The sequence below is a fragment of the Vibrio bivalvicida genome, from assembly GCF_001399455.2.
Taxonomy (GTDB): Bacteria; Pseudomonadota; Gammaproteobacteria; order Enterobacterales; family Vibrionaceae; genus Vibrio; species Vibrio bivalvicida.
In genome coordinates this window covers 117,375-128,844 of the sequence record NZ_LLEI02000083.1, presented here as the reverse complement: position 1 = coordinate 128,844, position 11,470 = coordinate 117,375, and the positions used below count along the sequence as shown (strand labels likewise).

The window sequence follows — 11,470 nt, the reverse complement described above, 5'->3', positions numbered from 1 at the left end:
CAAAGGTGGCGTCTTTTTATCTATTCCGTTAGTTGGGCTAGATCGGCCGGGCGGTAGTAAACCGACTTAAGCACTTTGCCTTGACGAATAGTCTTTGCGTCAGACACAAAATCTTCGGCGCACTTAGCGATGATATAATCACCCTTTTGTACTGCCATTAGCTTGATACCTTGCTTGGCGTAGTGGGCTTCGGTTTCTGCGTATTCTTTCTCATTACGGCACACTTTGCTCATATTGCTTGAATGCACTTCATCCCAGCATGGTAGGAAGTCTATGCCACGGTTAACAGCGACATTAAGCAGCAAGTCTATGAGGTAGTTGATTGCTAGGTTGTCTTCAATCTTATCATGACCAAGATGAACCAGACGACCCATCAAAACGTACACGCTGTCGATAATTGCGTCCGCCTGTTCAGTCTTATGGTCCGCTTCAGCCAGTTCAGTAAGCTCTTCGATTGCTAGAGATGTATGCAGTGTATCGGCTTTATCGTCTAAACTATCAGGAGAGGCTACAGGTAAATCGAAAGTACTACGAAACTCTGAAATGTCGCGGTATAAGTGGTCAAAAATAGCGTTGGTCAGTTTTGAAAGGTGCATATCCAATAACCCGGATGTTTTTAAGATGGTGCAATACTATCAGAGCCACTCGGGTCTCGCCATGTAGGGATAGAGATTAATGGGCTGAGAGACAAATAATTGAGCGATGAAATAAGAAAATTGTTGCATTGTATAATTCGCTAACTCTATCTTAATTATAAGGATTTTTTAATTGGTGGAAAAGTTATGGTCGTAGAGAGTGAAAGTGAGAAGGTGATTCGTAGTCTGTACCAGATCACTAATGACTACCAAAAAGGGTTCGACATTCAGATAAGCCAATTACTTATGATGGGCCTTGAGCGTTTTGACCTTGATATTGGCATTTTATCTCACATTGACGGCAACAAATATACGGTACTTCATTGTGTGACACCTGAAGGAGTCGAACTGAATGATGGTGATACCTTTGAATTCGATAAGACCTATTGTGAGATCACTTGTCATTCAATTGGCCCGGTGATGATCGAAAACATGGGAGAGCACGACCAATACGCGATTCATCCCGCATATCAAGCGTTTGGCTTAGAGTCTTATATTGGTGTGCCGATTTTTATTGATGATGAGATTTTTGGCACTCTTAACTTCTCCTCTGCAATTCCGTATCCGCGTAAATTTAAAGATATTGATGTAGACGCACTCAAATTGATGGCGTCGTGGATAGAAGTAGAACTGATTCGAAGGAAACAGGAAGATCGTTTGCAGCAGCTTAATGCGCGCTTAGAGTACCAAGCTTACCACGATGCTCTAACTGGTGTAGCCAATCGGCGTAGTATGTTTAAAACTGTTCACCTAGACATCGAACGAATGAAGCGTGCGGGTGGTAAGGGGACGTTGGCAGTTGTCGATATCGACCACTTTAAACGAGTCAACGATACCCACGGGCATCAAGTTGGTGACGAGGTGCTGAAAAAGGTCGCCTCTGCAATTAAAGGGCAGTTGGTTGAAAGCGATTTTATTGCTCGCTTTGGTGGTGAAGAGTTCATAGTGTGGCTGCCAGAAAGAGATGTAGAAATTAGGCGAGAGATCGTTGAAAAAGTGCGGTCTTCTGTTAACAGCATTGAAATTGATGGTAGGCCGATGACTGTATCAGTAGGATCATGTGAGTTTGATTTTGCCAACTTAGAAAGTGACCAAAGTGATACTGCTACGTTACATGAAATTATTCAGGTTGCCGACAATAACCTCTATACAGCTAAAGATACAGGTCGTAACAGGACTGTCTGCTCTAGCTGGTGTGAGCAGAGAAATACATCGAGCGAAGTGCAAACATAAAGTGCCACTCCTTTTTAGATGGAGAACAGTCTTAAAAGCGCCAAAGGCGCTTTTTTAGTTTCACAAGTGATGACTATTAATCTACCGGAACAAATAGGGGAACAGTTTTCTACGCTCCTCGGCAGTCAGTGACTCTACACGGGTGATATTGGTATCAGGAATTGCTTCTGGATTTGGATAGTGCTTAAGCACCTTCTCCATGCTCTCTTCACGAATCAGATGGAATACCGGATAAGGTGAGCGATTGGTGAGGTTTTCATCATCTTCTGGCTCTGCCCCGCCAAAACAATAATCAGGGTGGAAAGTCGCCAACTGAAAAATACCTTCCCACTCTTGCTGTCGGATGAGTGCTTCAACCCAATCAATAAACAAGTTGTAGTCGTAAAAGTCGCTCAACATATTAGGAACGGCAACAAGCGTCGTTTCTAGTTCTTCAGGCTCGGTTGCGTCTAGCTCCATCAGCTGGGCTAGGATATCTTCAAGTAATGCTTCTTCTTTGGTCGCTTCAGTAACAAAGATCTTGATCTGCTTATTACGTTGCGGCTTTGCGGCAAAAGGGCATAGGTTAAGACCAATTACGACATCATTGAGCCATTGATTAACGGCGCTTTTTACTTCTTCGACATCGGTTCGGGTTGAGCTATTGGTGGTCATTTTGCTTCCAGTTTAGAATTTGGCGCAAGAATAGCAGAATCTTCAAGTTGTGGCTTGTGCTCTTCCCATTTTGATAGCTTGCGGCACAGAGTAAAAATAGTCGCGTAGAGCAATGAACCCCCTGCGATAACATAACTCCATCCACCGTGTTGCCAACAATAGATTAAGAAGAAACCGCCAATACTGCCGCCAACGTAGTAATGAACAAGATACAGTGCCGTTGCGGTCGCTTTTGCGTGTGTGGCTTTCTGACTGACCCAAGCGTATGCCAATGTGTGGGTGAAAAATGCGCCGAAGCTAATGAGCAACAATCCCATCATCATAAAGGCTAAAGAATCCACATAGGCGACAAGCATACCTAATAGACTGATTACGGTTCCTGTTACCATGCCAGAGACGCTCTGGTGTCGTTTACTCCATACTGAAGTCAGTTTAGAACTTAAGGTTCCAGAGAGGTAACAAAGGAAGATCAGTGATGCCAAACCGATCGGTAAGTTATGTGGCGCTGCGACGAGACGGAACCCCATCACGGAATAGAGGTTAACAAACAATGCGAAGTTTACTCCGCCAATCAACATCGCGATCCAAATTGTTTTGTTCTTTAGATGCTTAACCACAGCGCGATTGTGATAGCGAAGCATACCCCGTTGCGGAGTGAAATTGTTTTGTTTAGGCAAGCTAAATGCGACCACAAGTGCGCCAATCAGAGTGAATGCCGCCATGCTGATAACCGCTTGTTGCCAGCCGAACGCATCGGTTAGGGTACCACCGACAATACGCCCCGTGATGCCACCCAGAGAGTTAGCCGCAATATAGCCGCCGATGGCCTGACTGAACGCTTTGACTGACAACTCTTCCACCATGTAGGCCACCGCAACAGACGCAAAAGCGGCCAGCGCAATGCCCATCAAAGCTCGAAGTAACACAAGCATCACAATAGATTCGCTGATGAGCATTGCTAAACCAATAAAGGGCATAGCGATCAGACCAAGCAGCATGACATTACGTCGCCCAATGGATTCCGAAGCCACCGCCCAAGGAACTAAAGAGACGGATAAGGCAAGTGTACTTGCTGCGAACACCCAGTTAACTTGTGTTTCTGTCACTTCAAAGTGCTGAGCCATATAGGGCAGCATGGGTTGAAACAAGTAAAGATTACAGAAAACGAGAAAAGAGCCTAAAGCGAGGCTAAAGGTAACTTGCCGATATTGTTTGGTTTTTAGCTCAATCATAGATGGTTTTGTCAACAGACCCTAGTTATGTGAGCAAAATATCAGTCCGTTGATGATATATAAAATATATTATAAATATTAGCCTGATATATTTTTTATATGGTGATTTGATTGGACTCGAAACATCTCAAACATTTTGTTGCGGTTGCCGACCACGAAAATTTTACTCATGCAGCAAAAGCACTACACATCGCTCAACCAGCGCTGAGTATTTCAATTAAGAAGCTAGAGCAGAGCTTGGGCGTTGAGCTGTTTAGACGAGAAGATAGAAAAGTCTCATTGACGGATGAAGGCGCTGTTTTGTATGACCATGCAAAGCGGGTTCTTCAGCAGCTCGATGATGCGCAGTTAGCCATTAATGAGTTAAAGGGCCTTGAAAAAGGAGAGGTTAGGCTCGGTGCTCCTAGCATGATGGGCTCCTACTTCTTCCCGGAAGTCTTGATGGCGTTTAAGAGCCGTTATCCAAATCTCAAGCTCACTCTTGTTGATGCTGGTACACGTTCAATTCGACAAATGCTGCTCGATGGTGAACTGGATATTGGCGTCATCAACGATGAAAATGTACCTGATGATCTGGAAACCGACCATCTGTTACAGTCAGAAATGGTGGCGGTGGTGTCTAAAGAGCATGAGTTTGCTCAGCGGGAGTCAATCAGCTTTGAGGAGTTTTTTGATCATGAACTTGTGATGTTCAAGCCTGGTTACTTCCATCGAGATTTTATTGAAAACCAAGCGACCCAATGCCGTAAAGAGATGAAGTTTTCGTTTGAAACTAACTTGTTGCCTATGATTCTGAGTATCGTCAAACATGAGTTCGCCATCACTGCATTATTGGAGCTAGTGACACAACATGAGAAAGATGTCGTCGCTGTCCCTTTTAATGACCGAGTTCGGCTTGATTTGGCGCTAGCGTGGCGAAAAGATGGTTACCTATCAATAGCCGATAAAACCTTCATCGAGTTTGTGAAGCAATACGCCTAGCATTACTAAGTCTCTGCAAATATCACATTTTGTTGTTTCTCTATCGCGCTTGGGCAAGAGTTGGAGTAGTTTGGATCTACTCAATAAACTTAGACTGAAGGGTAGGGAAACCATTCTATGCAAATAAGCATCAATAACCTCGACATTGAATCTGGCACGAACCAATTGGCAATTGCTCAATGGAAAATTGTTGAAGGGCAATCTTGGGGGGTATTTAGTACCGAAGGGGATATTGGTTCGGCGTTAGGGTGCTTATTCTGTGGAGAATATGAAGTCTCTCCAGAGTCGTTGGAAGTGGGCTCTGGCAAGATTGCTCAAGTCTCTTTAGTAGAGCAGCAGAGACTGCTTGAAGAAGAAATTGCCAAAGATGACACCGATTTTCTCGACAAGGTCGATAAAGGCACAAGCGTATATTCACTGATTTTTGAGCAATGCCAATCTGACTCACTTACTGAGCAGTTGATTGTTGATTTGGATCTGTCACACCTTGCGCAGAGTGGATTTCGAGTTCTTTCTACCGGGGAGACTCGTCGTGTCATGCTCGCCCGAGCACTCGCTACTGAGCCGGAACTGATTGTTCTTGATAACCCCTTCACTGGGCTAGATATCGCTCATCGTGCTTCGCTCGCCAATTATTTAACCCAACTTGCCAAATCAACTCAAATGGTAGTGACCTTCAATCGCGAGGAAGATATACCTGACTGGATTGAACAAATCGCACTGTTTAACCATGGTAAGCTTGAAAGCGTTATGGGCAGGAGTGAGTGGGAGGCTCACCCGGTCATTAGTCAGATTAAAGCTCAATCTCAACAGCAAAGTGAGCAGATGCTGGATTTGATTCACCGGTATCAACACTCACATCACTTCGCCAACCCAGTGTTTGAGATTCGTAATGGTAAGGTTGCTTATACCGAGAAAACCATCTTTACAGACTTAAACTGGCGAATCGATAACGGCCAGCACTGGCAGATCAAAGGTCCGAACGGGTGCGGTAAAAGTACTCTGTTAGGTCTAATATTCGGCGATCATCCACAATGTTATTCCAACGACATTCAAATCTTTGGTAATCAGCGAGGATCAGGCGAGTCGATTTGGGAGATTAAGAAGAACATCGGTATGGTTTCTTCGGCACTGCATCTTCAATATCGAGTGAGTTGCAAAGCTATTGAAGTTATTTTGTCAGGTTTTTACGATTCGATCGGTCTATATCAACAGCCAAGTAAAAAAGAGATTCAAGTCGCGCGAGAATGGTTGGAGATACTTCACATGAGTGAGTATGCCAACACCTCGTTTAGACAATTGGAATACGGTCAGCAGAGACTGCTTTTGATTGCCAGAGCGATTGTGAAACAACCTGCTTTGCTCATTTTGGATGAGCCATATCAAGGGCTAGACTATTTGGGCAGAAGGTTAGTTAAAAACACCTTAGAGCTGATAGCGCAAGAAAACCTTAGCCAGCTGCTCTACGTGTCGCACTATCAGAAAGACAAGCTTGAGAGCATTAGAAATGAAGTTGAGTTTATTTATGATGACAGTGCGAGCTGCTACAAACCTCAAGTTCGTGCTGATCTTGAACAATAGTTTTGTCAGAGTTATGTAAAACTGTTGAACCATAAGTCTATTGTTATATCTAATGCTACTAGAACACAGAATGCGTATATGTGATAAATGCTTAGGGGGAGATTATGATTAGTTGTAACGACTACGATTATATCGAGATTGTGTGTATGTATCGTTATCCGGTACGGCTTCATCTCAAATCAGGTGTATATGTCGAAGGTGAAGCTCTCGATACGGCTCGAAATGAAGACAAGCAAGAGTGTATCAAGGTTTCTATGAGTGGAATCGAGCACTTAGTTGTACTCGACGATCTGGCGGAGCTTGAAGTGCTAACGAATAACCCTCACTTCATCAGCAAGCTGTTTTATTAGCCCTTTGACTTATACATCTTCTCAAAGTTATTTGGGTTCCAGCCAATCATATAGCGGTCGCCAATCTTAAGTACGGGTAGTGAACGAGCACCAATTGCGTCTAACTCTTTACGGCCACGCTGCATCTTAGCGTTGGTTAATCGGTACTGATAGCCCTTTGAGTCAAGATAGCGCTGTGCATCTTTGCAGTGTGGGCATTTGTCTTTTACGTACAGTACAAGTCGTTTCATGGTTTGTTCCTACTCGTTTATTAAGCGCAGAGTTTAATGAAAAGGTCGTGAATGGCAAGTGCGAATAGAGTAGACTTGTGCCCCTTTGTTAATGCTTAAGGCCTTCACAGTCAAGATGAATCCAGCGCTCCGTTATATTCAAGGTTATCCAGACCATATTGTTACTCCCGTTACTCAAATGGTCGAGGCTGGGCGTTTGGCCATATGGTTTGAGAAGCGCTACCCAGACAATCACAGCATAAAAAGTGAGAAAGCGCTGTTTGAATATGCGATGGCGTTAAAGAACCGTTATATGAAGAAGACGGCACCTTTGAGCAAAGTCATCTACGACAACAAAATTCACCTTATCAACAATGCTCTGGGGCTACATACCTATGTGGCTAAGGTTCATGGCGGTAAAATTAAATCAAAGAATGAGATTCGCATTGCCAGTGTGTTTAAGAATGCACCTGAACCATTGCTTCGCATGTTAGTGGTTCACGAACTTGCCCACCTAAAAGAAAAAGAGCACAACAAAGCCTTCTATCAGCTCTGCTGCCATATGGAGCCTGACTATCATCAACTTGAGTTAGATGCTCGCTTGTTTATGATCTACCTAGAAACTGACAAACAAAAATAACGCTATGACTCGCCCAAACAAATACTCTCAACCTAAGAAAACCGACAAAAAAGAATCGCCGAAAGTGAGCGAAATGAAAGTGGTCACCATAAAAGGGCAAAAAGGCTTACATAAGCGTAACCTGCACCAAGGTCGATATGATTTCGCTAAGCTGACAGCGGCACTGCCTGAACTTAAAAAGCATGTGGTAAAGAACCCAAAGGGCGAACCGAGTATCAACTTTTCCGATCCCTTGGCGGTTAAGCTACTCAATAAAGCACTGCTTGCTCATCATTATGGAGTGGCAGAGTGGGACATCCCTCAAGGGTATCTATGTCCACCAATTCCGGGGCGTGCAGATTATATTCACCGCCTTGCTGAGTTGCTTAATCAAGAGAGCAAAAGCCTTAATCACAAACAAGTCCGTGCGCTCGATATTGGAGTCGGAGCTAACTGTATTTATCCTATCGTTGGTGCAACACAGTACGGCTGGCATTGTGTGGGGTCGGATGTTGATGTTGTTTCAGTTGATAATTCTAATCACATTGCCCAGTCGAATAAGCTACTGAGTGGGCGCGTTGAAGCTCGATTGCAAAAAGATAGCCGTCATTTCTTCAAAGACATCATCAAACCAAACGAGTTTTATGATGTAACCACCTGTAATCCACCTTTTCATAAGTCGCTTGAAGAAGCACAGCAAGGAACAGAGAGAAAGATCAAAAACTTATCAGCCAGTAAAAGTAAACGTGGTCAACCTACCGGACAAATGAAAGCTAAATCGTCACCTATACTTAACTTTGGTGGTCAAAAAGCAGAACTCTGGTGCCCAGGTGGCGAAGCCGCGTTTGTAAAAAACATGGCATTTGAAAGCCGTGACTTTGCACAGCAGGTACTGTGGTTCTCTACGCTTATTTCCAAAAAAGAGAATGTGCGATGGATGCGAAAAAACCTCGAAAAAGCGGGTGCTAAAGAGGTGAAAGTGGTTGAAATGAGCCAAGGACAAAAAGTAAGTCGCTTTATCGCTTGGACATTCAAAACAGAAGTTGAACGCCAAAAGTGGCTGAAACTTAAGAGCTAATCTTGTCGAAAGCTTTACGGAGGGTATATGGAGTTTGAGATTTATATGCCCTGCGAACCCGCTTGGATCTGCGACAGTTTCTTGCTCTTATTTACCGTTTTGTTAGCAATGGGGCTTATCGGTTTTATATATATTCTCTACAAAGAGTATCGAAAAATACAGCGTGCTTCACGGGTTCGGCGTAGGCGAAATATCCACCATTCAAAACGAAAGCATTAGCTCATATTCTCTAGTTTTTGCTTATATTGTCTTTCCAACATCGGGTTTCCAGCTTTGCGTTCTAATTCTACTAGCAGCCTTAGCGATGGCTTTTGTAGCCCGTATCTCTGTTGGAATTTCAATAATCTCAATCTCGCATCGTTAAACGAACCGGCTTCTATTTCCAATTTGGCTAGCGTCAACAGTGAACGTGGTCGGGCAGGGTCATAGTCTAAGGCTCGTTTAAAGTATCTTATTGCTTGCGCCGTCTGCTGATTTTTTAGGGCGCAAAGTGCTGCATTCTCATAACTCGCTGATGACAAATAATAATAGGGTTGAGCAATGGCTTGGTTGAAGTATTGATCGGCGCGAGCGTAGTGGCCTTGTTTACATAAGAAAGTTCCGTAATTGTTAAGCACATTACCGTTTTTAGGGTGCAGCTTGAAGGCTAGGTTATAGAAGTGTTCAGCTGAATTAAGTTCACCGACTTGCTCGTAATAGTGGGCGAGTGCGAGTTGAGCACGGTAATAATTGGGGGCGTGTTCTATGGCTTGCTCTAGGTTTTCTCTTGCTTTGAGCATATTTCCTTTTTCCAAATAACCAACTCCAAGTGCAATTCGTGCTTCAGAACGTTGCCGAGCATCTGAAATTTCATGAAGGGTGGGTGCCATACAACCGGAAAGGATTAGACTTAGAGCGAGTGAAATTAAGCGCATAACAGGTCATGAGTTTTGTGAGTATGTTGAATGTATATCTCAACTCATCCGGTCTGATTAGCGAGTGGCGTAAAGTATGCGACAAGTTTTGCAGTAGGCGGTGCAAATTGATGAGGTGGAGAGTGACAAACAAAGCGGCAGTTCTAACAACGATAGTAAGCTTTATTATTGGTATGGCAGGCAAACCTTCGTCTGCAAATGAATTTGATGCTGAAATAGAGAAGACAACCGAAGGTTTAGCGTTTGTGAGAGTCGCTAATCCACAAGCGAGCAGCCGGGTAATATTTATTCACGGTTCTCCGGGCAGTCACGCAGCCTATACAGATTATTTGTCTGACGAGATGCTGAAATCTCAAGCAGAGCTTATATCTGTTGACCGCTTAGGCTATGGGGAGTCTAGCCCCAATTTGGTGACCAGCCTTGATCGACAAGCAGCGGCAATAGGCCAATTGCTTGCCAAGGATAAAGCGAATATTTTGGTTGGGCATTCGCTAGGCGCTACTATTGCGTTGGCTCTCGCGATCCAACTACCGAACATGGTTGACGGATTGGTCTTGGTGGCACCAGCACTGGATGCCAAGCTTGAAGAGCCAAAGTGGTACAACGAGATTGCAGATACCTGGTTGATTAATTGGCTACTGTCTCGCGATTGGCAGAGGTCAAACGGTGAAATGATGCCGCTGGCTAAAGAATTGAGTGATCTAAGTGCTAAAGACTGGACAGTGTTGGACGAGCGGCCAGTGACCCTAATTCATGGCAAAGAAGATACGATTGCAGACCCAGAGAATTCTGCTTTTGCCATCGCAAAATTAACTGGTAAGACAAAAAAATATCTCGAAGTTGAAAAAGAGGGACATTTTATCCTTTGGCAAAATATCCCTTTGATTTCTGAACAGATTCAACAAATAGTTTTGGCTGCTGACCAAGTAAAAGAGCATTAGTCGTCTTTGGTAAAATTTGCTTCGCTGAAGTGATCCAAGTCGTAAGGTGTTTGTTGGTAAACACAGTAGTTTAGCCAGTTAGCAAATAGCAGGTGTCCATGACTGCGCCAACTTGCGCACGGTTTGTTATCTGGATTATTGTTCGGATAGTAGTTAACAGGAATCGCAGGCTCCATTCCTTCACCTAGATCGCGAATATACTCGTTATGTAAAGTATGGGAGTCGTACTCAGGGTGACCTGTGACAAATACATTTCGTTTGTCTTTCGTTGCTGCCAGATACACGCCCGCAACGTCTGATGTTGCAAGAATATCTAGATCAGTGTGCTCGGCGAGATACTCTGAGGAAAAGTCAGCATAACGAGAGTGTGGGGCGAGGAACGTGTCATCAAAGCCGCGTAAAACCGGATGGTATGGCTGGTGGATCTTATGATGGTACACACCAGATAGCTTCTCTTTACGCGTGCGTTTCGGTAAGTCGTAAAGTAGCTTTAGTCCAGCTTGCGCTGCCCAACAAACGTAAAGGGTTGAAGTAACGTGCTCCTTTGCCCAACTCATAATCGTTTGCAAGTGTTCCCAGTAAATCACATCTTCAAACTGGACCAAGCCTAGCGGAGCACCAGTAATAATCAGTCCATCGAAGTTGCGCCCCTTGACCATTTCAAATTGGCGATAGAAGTTATCTAAGTGCTCAGTTGGCGTGTTTTTACTGGGTCTGTCGTCAATACGCAGCAGTTCAATATCTACTTGGAGTGGGCTGTTTGATAACAAGCGCAGGAACTGAGTTTCCGTCTCAATTTTCTTAGGCATAAGATTGAGGATCAGCACCTTGAGCGGACGAATTTCCTGTGTTGACGCACGAGATTCAGGCATTATGAATATATTCTCAGTACGCAATACGTCAGATGCGGGTAATTGATCGGGGATCTTAATTGGCACAGCTTACTCCCTAAGCATGTTTATGGACGTCTATACTTCTAAACTTAACTCAATCAGAATAAGATGTCGATAGCCAATTTATATTAATATTCGTCCGCTCATTCA

At 44.0% G+C, this 11,470-nt stretch carries 14 protein-coding genes; 8 read left to right on the top strand and 6 right to left on the bottom strand.

Going from position 1 to position 11,470, the window contains the following annotated elements; genetic code table 11:
* Positions 1–20 precede the first annotated feature (20 nt).
* On the bottom strand, positions 21–596 hold the full coding sequence (locus tag APB76_RS20495) for a nucleoside triphosphate pyrophosphohydrolase family protein (protein ID WP_054962480.1): 576 nt from the start codon (positions 594–596) through the stop codon (positions 21–23).
* Positions 597–782: 186 nt separating this feature from the next.
* On the opposite strand from APB76_RS20495, the gene APB76_RS20490 reads away from it, so the two are divergent.
* Positions 783–1,868, top strand: coding sequence for a sensor domain-containing diguanylate cyclase (locus tag APB76_RS20490; protein WP_049843974.1), 1,086 nt, complete (start codon positions 783–785; stop codon positions 1,866–1,868).
* A gap of 81 nt (positions 1,869–1,949) precedes the next feature.
* Here the strand turns inward: APB76_RS20490 and APB76_RS20485 are convergent, their stop codons facing one another.
* Complete coding sequence (locus APB76_RS20485; RefSeq protein WP_054962479.1) at positions 1,950–2,522, bottom strand: DUF1415 domain-containing protein; 573 nt, start codon at positions 2,520–2,522, stop codon at positions 1,950–1,952.
* Positions 2,519–3,754, bottom strand: coding sequence for an MFS transporter (locus tag APB76_RS20480; protein ID WP_054962478.1), 1,236 nt, complete (start codon positions 3,752–3,754; stop codon positions 2,519–2,521). The genes APB76_RS20485 and APB76_RS20480 overlap by 4 nt, the downstream gene beginning before the upstream one ends.
* Positions 3,755–3,865: 111 nt before the next feature.
* Between APB76_RS20480 and APB76_RS20475 the strand changes: the two genes are divergently transcribed.
* From APB76_RS20475 to APB76_RS20465, 3 genes are all read left to right on the top strand, one after another.
* Positions 3,866–4,735, top strand: coding sequence for a LysR family transcriptional regulator (locus APB76_RS20475; protein ID WP_054962477.1), 870 nt, complete (start codon positions 3,866–3,868; stop codon positions 4,733–4,735).
* Positions 4,736–4,852: 117 nt separating this feature from the next.
* On the top strand, positions 4,853–6,316 hold the full coding sequence (modF, locus tag APB76_RS20470; RefSeq protein ID WP_054962476.1) for a molybdate ABC transporter ATP-binding protein ModF: 1,464 nt from the start codon (positions 4,853–4,855) through the stop codon (positions 6,314–6,316).
* Between the two features lie 104 nt (positions 6,317–6,420).
* Complete coding sequence (locus APB76_RS20465; RefSeq protein ID WP_054962475.1) at positions 6,421–6,666, top strand: Rho-binding antiterminator; 246 nt, start codon at positions 6,421–6,423, stop codon at positions 6,664–6,666.
* Here the strand turns inward: APB76_RS20465 and APB76_RS20460 are convergent.
* Positions 6,663–6,896, bottom strand: a complete 234-nt coding sequence (locus tag APB76_RS20460) for a glutaredoxin family protein (protein ID WP_049843979.1) — start codon at positions 6,894–6,896, stop codon at positions 6,663–6,665. The genes APB76_RS20465 and APB76_RS20460 overlap by 4 nt on opposite strands.
* A 115-nt stretch (positions 6,897–7,011) precedes the next feature.
* Between APB76_RS20460 and APB76_RS20455 the strand changes: the two genes are divergently transcribed.
* Genes APB76_RS20455 through APB76_RS23340 form a run of 3 tightly spaced genes read left to right on the top strand, consistent with a single transcriptional unit; the run spans position 7,012 to position 8,791 of the window.
* Positions 7,012–7,515, top strand: coding sequence for a M48 metallopeptidase family protein (locus APB76_RS20455; protein WP_049844112.1), 504 nt, complete (start codon positions 7,012–7,014; stop codon positions 7,513–7,515).
* A 4-nt stretch (positions 7,516–7,519) separates the two neighbouring features.
* Positions 7,520–8,572 (top strand): 23S rRNA (adenine(1618)-N(6))-methyltransferase RlmF, encoded by a 1,053-nt coding sequence (rlmF, locus tag APB76_RS20450; protein WP_049843980.1) that lies wholly within the window; start codon positions 7,520–7,522, stop codon positions 8,570–8,572.
* A 27-nt stretch (positions 8,573–8,599) separates the two neighbouring features.
* Complete coding sequence (locus APB76_RS23340; RefSeq protein WP_049843981.1) at positions 8,600–8,791, top strand: hypothetical protein; 192 nt, start codon at positions 8,600–8,602, stop codon at positions 8,789–8,791.
* On the opposite strand, the gene pilW is transcribed toward APB76_RS23340, so the two are convergent.
* On the bottom strand, positions 8,788–9,486 hold the full coding sequence (gene pilW / locus APB76_RS20445) for a type IV pilus biogenesis/stability protein PilW (RefSeq protein WP_054962474.1): 699 nt from the start codon (positions 9,484–9,486) through the stop codon (positions 8,788–8,790). The two genes, APB76_RS23340 and pilW, sit on opposite strands and share 4 nt — an antisense overlap.
* A gap of 122 nt (positions 9,487–9,608) precedes the next feature.
* Here pilW and APB76_RS20440 point away from each other — a divergent pair, with 122 nt between their 5' ends.
* A complete protein-coding gene (locus APB76_RS20440) occupies positions 9,609–10,427 on the top strand; it encodes an alpha/beta fold hydrolase (protein WP_049843983.1) in 819 nt (272 codons plus the stop codon).
* Here APB76_RS20440 and metA read toward each other — a convergent pair.
* Complete coding sequence (gene metA, locus APB76_RS20435) at positions 10,424–11,365, bottom strand: homoserine O-acetyltransferase MetA (RefSeq protein ID WP_049843984.1); 942 nt, start codon at positions 11,363–11,365, stop codon at positions 10,424–10,426. The two genes, APB76_RS20440 and metA, sit on opposite strands and share 4 nt — an antisense overlap.
* Positions 11,366–11,470 lie beyond the last annotated feature (105 nt).